The sequence below is a fragment of the Serratia sp. UGAL515B_01 genome (assembly GCF_033095805.1).
Lineage (GTDB): Bacteria > Pseudomonadota > Gammaproteobacteria > Enterobacterales > Enterobacteriaceae > Chania.
Window position 1 is genome coordinate 2,689,941 of record NZ_CP109901.1, and the last position, 16,863, is coordinate 2,706,803.

Sequence of the window (16,863 nt, forward strand, 5' to 3'; positions counted from 1 at the left end):
ACTAAAAATAACTATTTAATTTTATTAAATTTAATCATATAGTTATTGTTTCTTGTTGTCTCATCCAATCCCATTTGAAACCGCTAAATCCTACATTTTAATGTAGGCCTAAATGGTATTTAGGCCATTCCCGCAAGGGTACGAAGGCACCTACGATCTCTACCGCTACGAGACTGAGTGTAAGGTTTGGCTGCAAAAATGGGCGGATTATCTCGATACATTGAACGCCTGAGTGTTTGCCCCCTGCACTGGTGTACCTGGATCACTTTTTCCTCTGTTGATAGCGGCTAAAATCAATGACATTATCGTGGCTGTCAGCATCAATGATGTTGGCACTCTCCAACTGCTGACGAGTCGCCGCCATAGCCGCTAGACGCGTATTCAACTGTTCCTGTTGTACGGCTTTTATCTTTGCCATTGCATCAGTGATCTTCTGAGGAGCAAAACGTAGATACTCAGTCAGCCAGTGTTGGAGCATTTTCTCGTTGGCCTGTAGAGCGCATTTCTCACCTTTACGGGTTCGCCAAGTCTGATTGAGCCTGATATCAAACTCTAACGCGGTTTCCTCATCGGGCGGAAAGCATCCAGTATTATGATAAACATCACTGTATTCAGCGGCGATCTGGCTGACATGGCCCATAACGCTTCTGTCAGTGCGTTGGTAGAACCGAATATCTTCGTGCTGGGAGAAATAGCGTTCGATCCCTTGTTCCATCTGCATCGAGTCAAACAGTGAATAGTCTTGACCTTGCCATTCCAAACCGTTCATCAGGCGTTCTTGCAACCGACTGAAGAAGCCTTGCATATCACCTTTTTTGACCTGGTGGATCACATGACAATAGCGAGTCTCAAACTCCACAGCAATCAGGCAGATTGAGCGCCCAAGTTTTATGGCATGTACTACCCACTGAAAACAGGGTTGATTTGCGTTTTCCCGTTCTGCCTGCGTTTCAGCAATACTCTGAGGTGTAACAGGCTCAAAAAATCCCTCTTTGCTGCCTTTTTTGAAGCCTTTGCACAGATGCTCTGCCGCCGCCAGAGAACAGTTAATGGTAATCATTGATCAACGCCCTTCCATGCTATCAACGAGCACTTCGTTCAATATCGTGATTTTGTTGTTATAGGATAAATCAATTTATTGCTTTTCGATATGTCAACGGTATCTCGCTGCTTGCCTCTGATTAGTACAACGATTGCATGTTGAGTGAAATAGTACTGAGCCACCTACGATAAAATGGGCAGCGTAATCTAGCGGCAATCTACCAGATTGACTATTGTGGTTCTTTATTCAGCAATGAATCCAACTGTTGTAGCAAGACTAACAATCGCATACTGCTCGGTTGCCTGTCTTTCAACGCCACCTCAAAGTAAGGCGCAATAACAAAACGCGTGGGTAAAGGCGTATCACTTTCCAGCAGTGCATACATCCGTGGTAACAACACCCACTGCAACCATTCTTCAGCCAGCATGCTATCAACGCAAAAAGGTTCCGTGCTGGAAAAAGCGGCTGGCTCAGGCGGTGAAGCCTGCCACAAAGTTAAATCCTGCATTGACTTCTCAATCGCTCGTAAAATCTGACGAACCTGGTTTTTTATATTCATTCGTGTTCTCAAACTGTTTATCACGGATTATCGGTTAAGGGTTATGGGATAGAGCATAACGCTTAAACGCTCTCAGCACAGACCGTGTTGGTTATGGTTATCCACCCAAATTACATCAAGATGTAGCTATCTCCATTACCCTGCGTAACGCCCAGAACACATAGCTAACTATGCTCCTTGGGACTGGCTCGCTTGCCATCTAACTGCAAATTGAAAGGCAGCGAGTATATCTGCATATTTTATTTGGTGGTACTGCTGCGCCTAGCGCGGCAAAATACGTGCCTCTAATAAACAACCTATGATGAAAGACATGCCCGTAATCTCACCAACTAAAAATTACGCAACACCCGGTAAAGCCATGCTGGCTTCGGTGACCGGTTATGCTATGGACGGCTTCGATTTACTGATTCTCGGTTTTATGTTGCCGGTGATCACCTCTGAGTTGGGCCTAACCTCATCGGAAGCCGGTTCTCTGGTAACCTGGACACTCATCGGTGCAGTAATTGGCGGCGTGATTTTCGGCCATCTCAGCGACCGTTTTGGCCGCATACGAGTACTGACAATCACCATTCTTATGTTCTCTCTCTTCACTGGCCTATGTGCCTTAGCAGTTGGTTATTGGGATCTCCTCGCTTACCGTACATTGGCTGGCATAGGATTGGGTGGCGAATTCGGTATCGGTATGGCTCTCATCGCAGAGGCCTGGCCTGCCGATAAACGTAACCGTGCTTCAGCCTATGTAGGTATGGGGTGGCAGCTCGGCGTACTCGCCGCAGCCTTCCTGACACCATTATTGTTACCTTATATCGGCTGGCGTGGCATGTTCCTGGTTGGCTTACTGCCAGCACTTATCTCCTTCCTGATACGCCGTACAATGGGAGAGACCGAAGAATTTACTCAGCAAATAACCGGTGAACTACACCTGTCATTCATCCAACGAATAAAGCTGTTATTCAAGGATCGTGCTACTGGAAGGGCCAGCATAGGGATTTTTATTCTATGCTCGGTGCAAAATTTTGGTTATTACGGGTTGATGATTTGGATGCCAACCTACCTGGCAAAAAATTTTGGCTTTTCGTTGACTAAATCTGGCATCTGGACTGGCGTTACGGTCATCGGAATGACCTTTGGTATTTGGCTATTCGGAATACTCGCCGACCGTTTTCCTCGTTGGATCATCTTTGTGATTTACCAGAGTGGCGCTGTAGTGATGGTTATTTGCTACGCGCAACTTAGTGATCCTACCCTGATGCTGTTTGCAGGTGCGTTGATGGGGGTATTTGTTAACGGTATGATTGGGGGCTACGGTGCACTGATTTCTGACACTTATCCAGTACAAGCGCGTGCGACGGCACAGAATATCCTATTCAATCTTGGTCGTGGTGTCGGTGGGCTGGGACCATTAGTGATAGGGGCTTTGGTCACGCAGGTTTCTTTTACTGCGGCTATCAGCCTGCTTGCTGGCATTTATCTGTTGGATATTTACGCTACGCTGTTCTTGCTACCGAAGAAACAGACCATGGGTGACACCTTGGGGGCGATTGGTTGAGTTGCACGCCATCTTTCAAGTTACTGAATTATTGATTACACCGTTTAACCCTTCGGAGACTCAGTCACTCGAAGTCAGTCGCTTTGCCAGCAAGGTGAAGCCTTTTACGCCAAGAAAGTGATATTGGCTAAACGGGTTATTGATTGGTTATACCCAGATAAAAAAGTAGGGGCACTGCGTTAACAGTGCCCCCAGTTCGTTTTATAGCTATCCTGCTACAAAGTGTGCTCCCTGCTCAATCCTTGAAAACTTTTCCTTCGGCCATCCTGACCAAACAATCCTTGCTAAATCCTATAGCGTATTCCTTACGCGGTTCCTCAGTCTTCCTGACCCACCAGCAATCCAGTACCGGCTCCCAATCTCCTTCCTGGAGGTGTCCTTGGTTTCAATCCTGAAACATCCTGAGCGTCATCCTGACACCAATCCTTTCCACTCTTCCTGAGTGCGTCCCTTTCTTCTTCCTGAAGCTGCATCATCCTGATGCTTTCCTGCTCCACCCGACTCCTGTCCGGTAGGTATAAGATCGCTTAATTCCTTCTTGATCACAAGAGCATGTAGAAAAGATTGCGACAAACTTCAATCAAACATTATCTTTAGCTCGATTTAACCAATTGATCTGGATAGCAATAAGTCCAATCTAAGCCACCTACTCTAAAAAATTAAGCGCAATCTCTCACAGCTTTTGTGAGAGATCTCTCACACAATCTGAAGAAAAAAACGGTGCCTATCCTAATGTTGGCTGTAAACCATCGAGGAACTTCGCCAAAGAAGCGGATAATTCCGTTCTTTTATTAGTGCCAAACTGCTCAAGAACTACCTTGCCACTGACATTACATAATGACACCAGCGCCATTTCTGACTCAGTAGTTGCCAAAAAAATCGTTGGGGATAATTTAAGGCGCTTTTGGGTAACCAGATGCCCGATCAGGTTTTCCTGTAAACGAATAAAATCATCCTCACTCCAAACCTGTAAAAGCGTCAGGTGATGCTCAGCAAACTGTGCGGCCATGTCGCCCGCATATTGCCGGGTATAAAAAGTATGACTATCCGGTTGTAACTGTATTTCCAGTGCCTTTTCTACCCTTTCCAAGGTTGCTGCTGGTGTAAAGGGTTGCGGTAACCATAATACGGCATCATCACGATTTTCGATTATGCAGGGGGAAGCGACACCATACAATTCCTGGCTGAGGGGAGCATGTTGGCGTTGCAGTTGCCAAACATCAACATAGCGTTGAGTAAACTCCCGCAACGCGCTCGATACATCATGTTCCATATTTTTTCTCACATACGGTAAACTGACTGCCATTGTACCTATCTAAAACCAAGGTGACAGCCCATGCCCAATTATCAAGATCATCAGGCTCTGTCAACGCTGACTCTCGGTAAACCAACCGCTTATCATGACAGCTACAATGCCACATTGTTACAGGCGGTTCCGCGCAGTATGAATAGGGAACCTCTTGGTCTCTACCCAGACAACTTGCCTTTTCATGGTGCCGACATCTGGACAATGTATGAACTGTCCTGGCTCAATGCCAAAGGCCTACCCCAGGTCGCCGTAGGCGAAATCAGCCTGAATGCCAACAGTATCAATCTGATTGAATCCAAAAGCTTCAAACTTTATCTCAATAGCTTTAACCAAACGATTTTTCCTGACTGGGAGAGTGTCCGTACTACGCTACTGAGAGATCTCTCAGACTGCGCGCAAGGGGATGTCAACATTACCTTGTTTAGTCTCGACCAAATTGAAGGACAGCCAATCGTCAGTATGGAAGGTGAGTGTCTTGATCAGCAAGATATAAGCATTGAAAGCTATGAGTTCAATGCCGACTATCTGCAAAATTCAACAAGTGGACGCCTGGTTGAAGAGACACTGGTGAGTCATCTGCTCAAATCTAACTGTCTTATCACCAACCAACCTGATTGGGGTTCGGTGCAAATCTGCTACCGTGGGCCGCAGATAAACCGTGAGTCTCTGTTACGCTACCTGGTTTCCTTTCGCCACCACAACGAATTTCACGAACAGTGTGTTGAACGTATCTTCAACGACCTACTACGGTTCTGCGAACCGGAACAACTGAGTGTTTACGCCAGATATACTCGCCGCGGTGGCCTGGATATCAATCCATGGCGCAGCAATGTGGCGTTTGAACCAGCTTCTGGCCGCCTGGCTCGTCAATAAGGGGGCTTTTAGCTGTGCATGAAAGCACTGTCCGCAATCTTAGACCTGGATAGCTGCTCAACATCTGAGCTAACAAACGGTTTATATTGGTAAAAAACCGGATACAGCGGTAAGGTTAAATCAAGAGCCTCTGCTACATTGGCAGACACTCCAATATTCTAACCGTCGGGCGCGAAAGGGAAATACACACAAAGCTAAAAGGCTAACCTGCAGCCACACGGTCTATTACAGCGCTCACAATCAGCGCAAAGGAGCTACTTTGATTACACATGTCAGTCCGCTTGGCTCAATGGATCTTTTGTCTCAGCTTGAAGTCGACATGCTGAAACGCACTGCCAGCAGCGATCTATATCGATTATTCCGTAACTGCTCTTTAGCCGTATTGAACTCGGGCAGCCAGACAGATAACAGTAAACAATTATTATCACGCTATGAAAACTTTGATATCAATATTCTCCGTCGCGAACGTGGCGTAAAGCTAGAGTTAGTTAATCCACCAGAAGAAGCCTTTGTCGATGGCCGTATCATTCGTTCACTGCAGGCAAACCTGTTTGCCGTTCTGCGCGATATTTTGTTCGTTCATAGCCTGTTTGTCAGTCCTGGGCGCTTCCAGCATCTCAATCTAGAAAACCCCAGCCACATTACCAACCTGGTATTTTCCATCCTGCGCAATGCCCGTATCCTACACCTTGATGAAGATCCTAATCTGGTGGTGTGCTGGGGAGGCCACTCAATCAATGAGAATGAGTACCTCTATGCTCGAAGGGTGGGAAGCCAACTGGGTCTGCGTGAACTGAACATCTGTACCGGCTGTGGGCCGGGTGCGATGGAAGCGCCGATGAAAGGTGCAGCCGTTGGCCATGCCCAACAGCGCTATCACAATAGCCGCTTTATCGGTATGACGGAGCCTTCTATCATCGCCGCTGAACCACCAAACCCACTGGTGAATGAACTGGTGATCATGCCAGACATCGAAAAGCGTCTGGAGGCTTTTGTGCGCATCGCTCACGGAATTATCATTTTCCCTGGCGGGGTCGGTACTGCAGAAGAGCTACTTTACCTGCTTGGCATCCTGATGAATCCAGAAAACAGCGAGCAGGTGCTGCCTCTTATCTTAACTGGGCCAAAAGAAAGTGCAGATTATTTCCGCGTGTTGGATGAGTTCATTATGAATACGCTGGGGGATGAAGCTCGTCGTCATTACACCATCATCATCGACGATCCGGCAGAGGTGGCACGTCAGATGAAGAAAGCCATGCCACTGGTGAAAGAGAATCGCCGCAATACCGGCGATGCCTATAGCTTCAACTGGTCTATGCGTATCGCACCAGACTTGCAGTTACCGTTTGAGCCAACCCATGAAAATATGGCTAATCTCAACCTCTACCCAGATCAACCCGCAGAGCAGTTAGCGGCGGCATTGCGGCGTGCTTTTTCAGGGATCGTAGCGGGTAACGTAAAAGAAAATGGTATTCATGCAATTGAACAGTACGGCCCGTACAAACTGCATGGCGAACCGGGGATGATGAAGCAGATGGATAGCCTGTTGCAGGGCTTTGTTGCCCAGCACCGCATGAAACTGCCAGGAACGGCCTACGTTCCCTGCTACGAAATCGTAGCCTGATTGCCAATTCCGGGCGGCCTTGTTTGCCGCCTTTCTTTTGTTGATACCACTGTCTCAGTTTGAAAGCCAATAAGTCTATGCCGATACATCTCCTGATTGTTGATGCCCTAAATCTGATTCGCCGCATTCATGCGGTACAGGGAACACCTTGTTTGAATGCCTGTCGACATGCACTACAACAATTGATCCAGCACAGCCTGCCCACCCATGCCGTGGCAGTGTTCGACGAAGATGATCGCAGCACAAGTTGGCGTCACCAAATTCTGCCTGATTACAAAGCCGGGCGTTCACCTATGCCGGAAAACCTGCATCAGGAAATGCCGCTACTGCGTCAGGCATTTTCCGAACTGGGCGTTGAAAGCTGGCATTCGCCAGGAAACGAAGCTGACGATCTGGCCGCCACACTGGCAATGAGAATTGCAGGTGCTGGCCATCAGGTAACGATTATTTCAACGGATAAAGGTTACTGCCAGTTATTGGCTCCCAACATACAGATACGCGACTACTTCCAGAAACGCTGGTTGGATATGCCCTTTGTACAAGAGGAGTTCGGGGTGTTACCGCAACAATTGCCTGACTATTGGGGGCTGGTGGGGATTAGTAGTAGCAAGATCCCCGGCGTCGCAGGTATTGGGCCGAAAACCGCGACATTGCTTTTACAGCAGAGGGAGGATTTGGATAGTCTGTATCAGCATCTGGAAGAAGTACCTGAAAAGTGGCAAGGTAAGCTATTGCAGCACCGTGAACTGGCCTATATCAGCAAACGAGTGGCCAGCTTGCGTACAGACCTGGCGCTAAACGGCAACTTGCAACAACTGCGCCTGCCGTCGAACCAGGCTTGATTAATTTGACAGCTAACGATCAATAAACGGATCGCTGTAAACAGCGTCCACTTATCTTATTCTCGCTCGTCTCGGCGGCCAGGTATCGCCGACCACATTCGCCGCACATGCACAGTTATCTCTTCACGATCGTGGTAAAGCTGCTTGGCATTCACTTCTACACTAATATCCGCTGCGGCTAATGCCTCGCGGATACTTTGCAGATTCTGAGCCACCTCTTCGTAACGCTTTTTCATCGGTAGCTTCAGATTGAAGATCGCCTCACGGCACCAACCTTTAACCAACCATTTAATCATCAGACCGGTCACTCGTGCTGGTTTCTCAACCATATCACATACCAGCCAGTAGATTTTGCTGGTATCTGGTTCGAATTTAAAACCATCGACTCGGTGATGGGTGACCTGCCCAGTATCCATCAAGCTTGGCGCCATAGGACCGTTATCCACTGAATGTACCATCATACTGCGTTTGACCAATTGATAAGTCCAGCCACCGGGGCAGGCTCCCAAATCAACCGCGTACATACCACTCGCCAAACGCTCATCCCACTCATCAGCGGGGATGAAAACGTGAAAAGCCTCTTCCAATTTGAGTGTGGAACGGCTTGGTGCATCAGCAGGGAATTTCAAACGCGGAATACCCATATAGAACGGGGAGTTATTATTGCTGTAAGAATAACCAACATAACAACAGCCAGGGGCAATAAAGAATACATGAACTACCGGGCGAGTCGGATTTTCACGTGCCATCATCACTTTCTGCTCGCGCATGGCGGCGCGCAATGGCACCGTCAGTTTACGGCAGAACTTCATCAGTTCTTTACTCTCGTTAGTATCCGGCACTTCCACACGCAATTCACCACCGCGGTCGACAACGCCAATCAACATACCGACAATCGGAGAAACCCTATCTTCTGGCGGTAGATCACGTAACAACTCACCGACCACAATCATTTGACGCGCGAAGATCAACTCACGAAACGGAATTTCCCGCGCCAAACGATCGGCATCATCTGGCTGATAACATTCAAACAGCACATAACCGCTGTTATCTTTCACGCGGGCAAAGCCAAACACTTCTAACTGAGCAGCCCTATCAGTCATTTCCGCCGCACACTCTTTTTCAAAACCAGGGCGGCAATACAACGCGATTTTATTCATGGCCCTCGGCCTTTTTCCTCAGACGCAAAGCGCCAATCAACATCAATACCCAACCGACCAGGAAACACGTGCCGCCAACAGGCGTGATGTAGGCCCAGAACTTCAGGTGTGACAGCGCCAGACAATACAGACTGCCGCTAAATAAAACCGTGCCGAGTGCCAACAACGCTCCACTCCAGTAGAACCAGAGGTTGATCCGACGCTGCATCGCAACGGCCAAGGCAAAGATCGCCAGAGTGTGGAACCCCTGGTAATCAAGCCCGGTTCGGAGCCAGGACATTTCATTCGGCCCAAGGGCACCGGCAAAAACGTGAGCGCCAAACGCCCCAAGAGCAACAAATATAAAACCGCTGATAGCGGCAAAGACCAGCATAGAACGAGTACCCATAGGTATTCACCTTAATCGAGGTTAACCAGCCACAGCATTACCGCTAACTGCTTTATTGTTCATAGCGAAAACGAAATTTTTCCTGTTCACTGGCTGCACGCGCCAGGATCCATTGCCGAAAAGCGGCTATTTTACCCAGTTCTGCCTGGCTGTCATGGCATACTAGATAAAAAGCATTTTTGCTCACCAGCACATCGTTGAAAGGGCACACCAACCGACCGGCTTCCATCTCGGTTTGCGCCATTACGTTATTAACCAAAGCAATTCCCTGACCATGCACTGCAGCCTGAACCACCATGGCGCTATGACTAAAGATAGGTCCTTGTTGCACATTGATATTTTGTAATCCTAATTGGCGCGTGTAAGCCAACCAATCTCGGCGTGAAGTATCGTGTAACAGCGTATGATAAGCCAGATCGCCCGGCACTTTTAGAGCATGATCGCCAGTCAACAGGCTTGGCGAACAAACAGGCAGCAGATATTCGGCATACAGGCGTTCAGCTCGTACCCCAGGCCAGTTGCCACGCCCATAAAAGATAGCTACGTCCACATCATCCGCCAGTTTATCCTCTTCACGATCAATGGCCTGTATACGAACATCAATTCCTGGATAAGCTGAGTTAAAACCTGAAAGGCGTGGCACCAACCACTGAATAGCGAAGCTGGGTGGTAAGCTGACCGTCAGTGCCCCTTTGGCACTACGCGCCTGAAGTTTTCGCGTAGCCTCATTGATTGAAGTAAAAATCTCTTTGATATCGAGATAATAGCTTTGCCCTTCTTCTGTCAACAGCAGCGAACGATTGCGCCGCCGGAACAGTTTCAACCCAAGGAAATCCTCCAGTGACTTAATCTGGTGGCTGACCGCAGCCTGAGTAACAAACAATTCATCTGCCGCTTTGGTAAAACTCAAATGACGTGCAGCCGCATCAAAAACTCGCAGCGCGTTAAGTGGTGGTAAACGTTTGGACATCAATCATACCTTAGTATTGTTGGCTACTTGCGGTTCTTAGGCCATGTCCCGTTAACCTTAGCGCTGCCTTAGCGGTTTTTGTTTGGTTATACACACGTCATATTTCAAGTTGCATATCTATGGGCTTTGTTACTCGGCATGTCGGTGAGCCCTCTCTTTTGTGGCAACTGTAAGCAGCGTTCCCGCAATTCGAATTATTTAGAGTATAACTAGTACTCTATTGAGCTTAGCCCTATTCATGTAATCCTTGTTCAACGGCCTGACATGGCAGATAAATTAACTTTATGAATAATGTGATATGGACTATTGAATGAACATTCGTCATTAGTTTTTTTAATCCGAGACATTATAAATTGTCCGTTGAGCGTACGCCAGTAAATACCTATAGTAGCCCCACTTCCCGAGCCGGAACGAAAAGGGATTGGGTGTCAAAAGCACCGATGAACTTTTGGCTTCGTGGTTGTGATGTTGTGTTTGCAATTGTCCGACTGTCCGGACACGGTAGCTAGACTACTATTTTTCACTTCCTGTACATTTTACCCTGTCTGTCCATGGTGATTTATGTCGCACCGCACTTATTGTGGTGCTTTTTTTGTCGGTAATTTCCCTCATTTAGATTCTGATAGGTCTACTCCACACAGTTATCCAAGTGCCTATCGGGGTTAATGGCAATTGCAAAGTACTGAATGGGTAAACCTTGTCTCAACGAAAAAAATAAGACAGGATCGCTTTTTGCAAAAGCCAGTAATGGACGACCTATGAAGCCTTTTAACCCCATCTTTTTTCGCAGCCAGTTTCCAGCTCTTGAACAAGAGGGAGTTTATCTGGACAGTGCATCCACCACGCTAAAACCACAAGCAGTGATTGACGCCACACAACAATTTTACAGCGCCAATGCCGCTACGGTGCATCGTAGTCAGCATCGTGCAGCACAGGAACTGACCCACCGTTTTGAACAGGCCCGCCAGCAGGTCGCCACGTTGATTAATGCTCCCAGCTCGGATGATATCGTTTGGGTGCGAGGTACCACGGAAGCCATCAATCTTGTCGCACAAAGCTATGCCCGCCCCCGTTTGCAGCCCGGCGATCAGATCGTGGTCAGCGAAGCCGAACATCATGCCAACCTGATCCCCTGGCTAATGGTGGCAGAACAGACCGGTGCCCAGGTGGTTAAACTACCTTTGGGTGAAGACCGCTTGCCGGATTTGACTCAGTTACCGCACCTGCTCAACAAAAAAACCCGCATTCTAGCCCTTGGCCAAATGTCGAACGTTACAGGGGGCTGCCCCGATCTGTCTCTGGCGATTAACTGGGCACATTCGGTTAACGCAGTGGTAATGATCGACGGAGCACAGGGAATTGTGCATTGCCCAGCCGACGTCCAACGGCTCGATATTGATTTCTATGCTTTCTCTGGGCATAAATTATATGGGCCGACCGGAATTGGCGCATTGTATGGTAAGACTGCGCTCTTGGCTGAAATGGGGCCTTGGCAAGGTGGCGGTAAAATGCTGACTCAGGCCTCATTTAACGGTTTTACGGCACAAAAGCCCCCACACTGTTTTGAAGCAGGCACGCCTAATATTGCTGGCGTAATTGGGCTTTCTGCCGCACTGAGCTGGTTAGATACTCAAGATAAGATCGCTGCCGAAAACCACAGCCGCAAGTTGGCACAAAACGCCGAGCAACAACTATTACAGTTACCTGGTTCCCGAAGTTTCCGCTGTTCCGACTCTAGCCTGCTGGCGTTTGATATTGCCGGGATCCACCATAGCGATATCGTCACATTGTTAGCAGAACAAAACATCGCTGTGCGCGCTGGCCAACACTGTGCACAACCCTTGATGAAAGCCTTAGGTGTTAGTGGAACGCTGCGCGCTTCATTTGCACCTTACAATACACAACAAGATGTCGATGCCTTGATACAGGCGCTGGAGAATGCCATCACACTGCTGGCAGAATGACTATGATGAAAAGCGAAGAAAACGTACTGGTCCCCCACCTTTTCGGCAAAGAGATCTGCGCCACTGAATTGATCGAAAAATTTAGCGCGTTAAAACTGTGGGAAGAGCGCTACCGCCAGTTGATCATGTTGGCAAAACAGTTACCACCGCTACCAGACGAACTAAAACAGGCGGAGATAGAATTGAAAGGGTGCGAAAATCGTGTCTGGCTGGGGCACCAACTGCTGGCAGATGGTTCACTACATTTCTATGGTGATAGCGAGGGCCGAATTGTACGCGGCCTGCTGACGATCTTACTCACCGCAGTGGAAGGCAAAACGCCACAACAGCTATTAGCCAGCGATCCATTAGTGCTGTTTGACCAATTGGCGCTTCGTGCCCAGCTCAGTGCTACCCGAGCCAACGGTCTAACTGCGCTGGCTGACAGGATCAACGCTATCGCAGCTCACTATGCTTGACGCGCAGCTTTTGCCAGCATCTTCTTCAGCGCATGGGAAACGGCAACAAAACCAAAGGTGGCAGTGACCATGGCTGCAGCGCCAAAACCGGCACTACAGTCCATTCTTTTGGGGCCTTCAGCCGTGTTACGGGATGCGCAGACTGAGCCATCAGGCTGAGGATAGACCAAGGGCTCACTGGAAAAAACGCAATCGATCCCCAATTTGCCTTTGCTGTTTCTCACTACGTTAAACTCATTTTTCAATCTTTCACGCAGCTTGGCAGCCAGTGGGTCTTGAATGGTTTTCGCCAAATCAGCAACTTCAATACGTGTCGGGTCGATCTGGCCTCCTGCTCCACCGGTTGTCACTACCGGGATTTTGAAACGGCGGCAATACGCCAGCAACGCGGCTTTTGGCCGTACGCTATCGATGGCATCAATGACATAACTGAAGCTACCATCGAGTAATTCAGCCACATTGTCTGGGGTAATAAAATCATCAATGCAGGTCACGCGGCATTCTGGATTTATCGCTAAGATCCGCTCAGCCATCACCTCGGTTTTAGACTGGCCGACATGCTGGCGTAATGCGTGGATCTGACGGTTGGTATTGGTGACACAAACGTCATCCATGTCGATCAGTGTAATAGCGCCTATACCGGTTCTTGCCAGCGCCTCAGCTGCCCACGAGCCCACTCCGCCAATACCGATCACACAAACGTGTGCTTGAGCAAACAGAGCTAGTGCAGATTGTCCGTACAAACGTGCCGTACCACCGAAACGCTGTAAATAAGCCTCTGAATAGGGCGTACTCATCTCTTTTTCATTACCTTAACGTTGCAAATGGCAAGGGCCGGAAGATCCGGCCCTTGTTGGCAGAAATGCCGTTTCTCTTCAACGAGTGACCAGTTGCGAACCACCAGAAGAAGATTTTGGTTGGTAAGTACTAAACATTGGTGCTTCACCGTTGGCCCCTTTCAGCACCCATACCCGACCATAGTGATTGTAATAACCTGCAGAGTGACCCGCTTCAGGCCCAATTCCTTGGTACATGTCAAAGTGTTGGCCTTTGATCGCACCGCCGACATCCAAAGCGACCATCAGGCGCATTTCATATTTTCCCGTGAATTTACCCTTATTGTCTAGTAGCGGCACTTCGGCTAACAACGTCGTACCTGCGGGTATCAAGGAGCGATCGGAAGCCACAGAAGCTTTTGCAATCAATGGAACCGCGCTGGCTCCTTTGACCGGGGCCATTGAGGATTCTGGGCGGAAGAATACAAACGACGGATTCTGTTCCAACAGTTGGCGGACCTCGGCTTCGCTATGGGTATCTGCCCAATGACGAATGGCCTGCATAGACATATCTTCTTTGGCCACTTCACCACGATCAATCAGCACCTTACCAATACTGCGATAAGCGTGGCCATTCTTACCACCATAACCGAAGAACACAGGCGGTTGTCCATTACCATAATCAACATAACCGCTACCCTGCACTTCCATCATAAAGTTATCCATGAGGGAATTGCTGTAAGCAATAATGTAACGGCTATCGAGCGCCCCAGCGTAGATACTTGCACGCTCCGGCAAACGCCGTTTACCTTTGGCCGGCATTCTATACAGGGGATAACGGAATTCACCTTGCTGGGTGCGACGCGCCTGCACCACAGGAGTATAATATCCCGTGAACTGCACGTTTCCGTAATTATCCACGCCCTCCATCTGGTAAGCACTGAGGCCGAACTGACTCAGTTGGCGGGTGTCTGCGCCTGAAGCCATCCAGTTTTGTACCGCCTGATAAGTATTATTATTGCGGTTAAATAACGATGGGGAAGCAGACTTAATCTCCATCAACTGATCAGAGTAATCCTTACCGTTGACCGGTACCCCACGCGCATTGGGCTGATTAACCCACTCTAGTGGTTGATCCAGATGGCCATCTTTATACTGTTGCCCCAGATCGGTCGGTTTCGATGAGCACCCAGCCAGTACAGCAATCACAGCCCCACTCAGCAAGTATTTAACCCAACGTCCTTTCATCACGTACTCTCTTCGACAGGTATGTTCCAGTTCTAATGCCGAAAGATAACAAACGGCTATTGATAAAGGAATCGGTGAGGAAAAAAATTCTCGACGGGATGATGACGCTGAAAAAGAGAACAAATTGAGGACTAATTCAGCAGAAAAATAGCTTTCGATGAATAATTTGCAAAAAGGGGTTGCAACAATGTAGTTGGAGAGTATAGTGCGCTTCCATCGGACGCGGGGTGGAGCAGCCTGGTAGCTCGTCGGGCTCATAACCCGAAGGTCGTCGGTTCAAATCCGGCCTCCGCAACCAATCGATACTAAAGTAGTATCAGATAAAAAGTTGGATTCGATAAAAGGTGTTATACGGACGCGGGGTGGAGCAGCCTGGTAGCTCGTCGGGCTCATAACCCGAAGGTCGTCGGTTCAAATCCGGCCTCCGCAACCAACCGATACTATAAGCAGTATCATATGCAAGGTTGGAGTCTCAATAATGCCAGTATCAAGACGGACGCGGGGTGGAGCAGCCTGGTAGCTCGTCGGGCTCATAACCCGAAGGTCGTCGGTTCAAATCCGGCCTCCGCAACCAAACTTGATAGACACAGATAAACACCTTAGCGGGTGTTTTTTTGTATCTGAAATTCCCTGTCGCTGCCTTAACACTTCCTTATATCACAATCTGTTTTACCTACGTGCCTGTGCTCCACCATTGGCAAAATAGGCTTTAATCCCTGCTAGAATTGATTCGGCTACCTGCTGCTGGAAATGGCTGGTTCGCAGCTTTCGTTCTTCTTCAATATTGCTAATAAATGCGGTTTCTACCAGAATTGATGGGATATCTGGTGCCTTTAACACTGCAAAACCTGCCTGATCGACAAGATTTTTGTGCAAACGGTTTATTTTACCCATTCTGCTCAGCACTTCCTTACCAAACTTCAGACTGTCATTAATTGTTGCTGTCTGAAGCAGATCAAACATGGTGTGATCAAGATAGCGATCGCCACTTCTGCTAACCCCACCAATTTCATCAGCAGCATTTTGGGTCTGAGCCAGAAACTTGGCAGCATTGCTGGTTGCCCCCTTGGTTGACAGAGCAAAGACAGAAGAGCCCCTTGCCGAACGGCTGGTAAAGGCATCAGCGTGGATCGAGACAAACAAATCAGCCCGCTGCTTACGCGCTTTGGCAACACGAACTTTAAGCGGGATAAACACATCTTCATTACGCGTCATAAAGACTTTCATGTTTGGCTCACGCTTTATGAGCGCGCTTAGACGACGAGCAATCTGCAATACGATATCTTTTTCTCGCGTTTTATTTTTACCGATAGCGCCAGGGTCTTCACCTCCATGCCCAGGATCAAGCATGATAACGATAGGTCGATCGCGCCCCGCTTTACCTGCCTGCGGTACTTCAGATGGTAACGAACGCTCCAGCTCGCCTTGGTTATAATCCTCTAATAACGCCAATAATGGATCATAGTCTTCACCGGATTGCCTATTAGCAGGATAAAGATCCACCACCAAACGGTTGCGATATTCAGAAACCGGCTTCAGGGTAAACATATTCGGACTCACCGCTTGCTTGAGTTCCAGTACCAACCTAACGGTATTTTTATCAAACTGGCCGACTCGAGCCTGTTTCAGATAAGGGTCTTCCTTACGAACCTTCCCGGCAATTCCTTTGAGCACACTGTTGAGCTGAACGCCTTCCACATCGACGACAATGCGGTCTGGATTAGTCAGAGCAAACTGTTTGTATTTGAGTGGAACATTGGATTCCAGCGTTACCCGGGTATAGGTTGAAGAGGGCCAAACGCGTACGGCAATCACATGGGAAGCCGCAGCGAACCCGACGCGGCTCACACTTAGCAACCAGGTTGCGGCTACCCCTTGCAAAAACCGGCGGCGCCCCAGATTGTGATCGGCGTTAGACATGCAGCTCCAGCAACGGTAAAGATTATAAAAACACCAAAGAAATGAGAATGGAAAACTTTAACGAATCCCTACGGCGCTGTCATTAGAAAATCATTTTATGATTTTTCAATTTATTAATTATTTATACTCGAAATAGCGCGAGTTACATGACAAAAACGCAATGCGTTTTTGAACAGTGCCT

General features: G+C 48.4%; 15 protein-coding genes and 3 tRNA genes. 9 read left to right on the forward strand and 9 right to left on the reverse strand.

The window, feature by feature from the left end:
- Positions 1–262 precede the first annotated feature (262 nt).
- Both OK023_RS12070 and OK023_RS12075 read right to left on the reverse strand, forming a co-directional pair.
- Complete coding sequence (locus tag OK023_RS12070; RefSeq protein ID WP_317692959.1) at positions 263–1,060, reverse strand: DUF6933 domain-containing protein; 798 nt, start codon at positions 1,058–1,060, stop codon at positions 263–265.
- Positions 1,061–1,271: 211 nt separating this feature from the next.
- Positions 1,272–1,601, reverse strand: coding sequence for a YqcC family protein (locus tag OK023_RS12075; protein WP_317692960.1), 330 nt, complete (start codon positions 1,599–1,601; stop codon positions 1,272–1,274).
- A 310-nt stretch (positions 1,602–1,911) separates the two neighbouring features.
- Here OK023_RS12075 and OK023_RS12080 point away from each other — a divergent pair, with 310 nt between their 5' ends.
- Entirely contained in the window at positions 1,912–3,150 is a 1,239-nt protein-coding gene (locus tag OK023_RS12080) for an MFS transporter (RefSeq protein WP_317692962.1), read from the forward strand.
- A gap of 724 nt (positions 3,151–3,874) precedes the next feature.
- Here the strand turns inward: OK023_RS12080 and syd are convergent.
- On the reverse strand, positions 3,875–4,423 hold the full coding sequence (gene syd, locus OK023_RS12085) for a SecY-interacting protein (protein WP_317692963.1): 549 nt from the start codon (positions 4,421–4,423) through the stop codon (positions 3,875–3,877).
- 63 nt (positions 4,424–4,486) lie between these two features.
- Between syd and queF the strand changes: the two genes are divergently transcribed.
- The 3 genes from queF to xni all read left to right on the forward strand — a co-directional run bounded on the left by queF (position 4,487) and on the right by xni (position 7,798).
- Entirely contained in the window at positions 4,487–5,332 is an 846-nt protein-coding gene (gene queF / locus OK023_RS12090; RefSeq protein WP_317692964.1) for an NADPH-dependent 7-cyano-7-deazaguanine reductase QueF, read from the forward strand.
- 259 nt (positions 5,333–5,591) lie between these two features.
- The gene (gene ppnN / locus OK023_RS12095) at positions 5,592–6,956 is read left to right on the forward strand and encodes a nucleotide 5'-monophosphate nucleosidase PpnN (RefSeq protein ID WP_317692965.1); all 1,365 of its coding nucleotides are present in this window, start codon (positions 5,592–5,594) and stop codon (positions 6,954–6,956) included.
- Positions 6,957–7,033: 77 nt separating this feature from the next.
- The gene (xni, locus tag OK023_RS12100) at positions 7,034–7,798 is read left to right on the forward strand and encodes a flap endonuclease Xni (protein ID WP_317692966.1); all 765 of its coding nucleotides are present in this window, start codon (positions 7,034–7,036) and stop codon (positions 7,796–7,798) included.
- Positions 7,799–7,854: 56 nt separating this feature from the next.
- On the opposite strand, the gene rlmM is transcribed toward xni, so the two are convergent.
- Genes rlmM through OK023_RS12115 form a run of 3 tightly spaced genes read right to left on the reverse strand, consistent with a single transcriptional unit; the run spans position 7,855 to position 10,316 of the window.
- Positions 7,855–8,958: a 23S rRNA (cytidine(2498)-2'-O)-methyltransferase RlmM gene (gene rlmM / locus OK023_RS12105; protein ID WP_317692967.1), complete on the reverse strand. Its 1,104-nt coding sequence runs from the start codon at positions 8,956–8,958 to the stop codon at positions 7,855–7,857.
- On the reverse strand, positions 8,951–9,346 hold the full coding sequence (locus tag OK023_RS12110) for a DUF423 domain-containing protein (protein WP_317692968.1): 396 nt from the start codon (positions 9,344–9,346) through the stop codon (positions 8,951–8,953). The genes rlmM and OK023_RS12110 overlap by 8 nt, the downstream gene beginning before the upstream one ends.
- Positions 9,347–9,398: 52 nt before the next feature.
- Positions 9,399–10,316 (reverse strand): transcriptional regulator GcvA, encoded by a 918-nt coding sequence (locus tag OK023_RS12115; RefSeq protein WP_317692969.1) that lies wholly within the window; start codon positions 10,314–10,316, stop codon positions 9,399–9,401.
- Positions 10,317–11,074: 758 nt separating this feature from the next.
- On the opposite strand from OK023_RS12115, the gene csdA reads away from it, so the two are divergent.
- Together csdA and csdE are read left to right on the forward strand one after the other, a co-directional pair.
- Positions 11,075–12,280: a cysteine desulfurase CsdA gene (csdA, locus tag OK023_RS12120; RefSeq protein WP_317692970.1), complete on the forward strand. Its 1,206-nt coding sequence runs from the start codon at positions 11,075–11,077 to the stop codon at positions 12,278–12,280.
- A 5-nt stretch (positions 12,281–12,285) separates the two neighbouring features.
- A complete protein-coding gene (gene csdE / locus OK023_RS12125; protein ID WP_317697676.1) occupies positions 12,286–12,738 on the forward strand; it encodes a cysteine desulfurase sulfur acceptor subunit CsdE in 453 nt (150 codons plus the stop codon).
- Here the strand turns inward: csdE and tcdA are convergent.
- Entirely contained in the window at positions 12,729–13,535 is an 807-nt protein-coding gene (gene tcdA, locus OK023_RS12130) for a tRNA cyclic N6-threonylcarbamoyladenosine(37) synthase TcdA (protein ID WP_317692971.1), read from the reverse strand. The genes csdE and tcdA overlap by 10 nt on opposite strands.
- 78 nt (positions 13,536–13,613) lie before the next feature.
- Positions 13,614–14,762 carry a murein transglycosylase A gene (gene mltA / locus OK023_RS12135; RefSeq protein ID WP_317692972.1) on the reverse strand — a complete coding sequence of 383 codons (1,149 nt, stop codon included), beginning with the start codon at positions 14,760–14,762 and terminating at the stop codon, positions 13,614–13,616.
- 221 nt (positions 14,763–14,983) lie between these two features.
- On the opposite strand from mltA, the gene OK023_RS12140 reads away from it, so the two are divergent.
- The 3 genes from OK023_RS12140 to OK023_RS12150 all read left to right on the forward strand — a co-directional run bounded on the left by OK023_RS12140 (position 14,984) and on the right by OK023_RS12150 (position 15,336).
- A tRNA-Met gene (locus tag OK023_RS12140) sits at positions 14,984–15,060 on the forward strand.
- Between the two features lie 58 nt (positions 15,061–15,118).
- Positions 15,119–15,195, forward strand: a tRNA-Met gene (locus OK023_RS12145).
- 64 nt (positions 15,196–15,259) lie between these two features.
- Positions 15,260–15,336 (forward strand) — tRNA-Met (locus tag OK023_RS12150).
- Between the two features lie 95 nt (positions 15,337–15,431).
- Here OK023_RS12150 and amiC read toward each other — a convergent pair.
- On the reverse strand, positions 15,432–16,682 hold the full coding sequence (gene amiC / locus OK023_RS12155) for an N-acetylmuramoyl-L-alanine amidase AmiC (protein WP_317692974.1): 1,251 nt from the start codon (positions 16,680–16,682) through the stop codon (positions 15,432–15,434).
- Between the last annotated feature and the right edge of the window lie 181 nt (positions 16,683–16,863).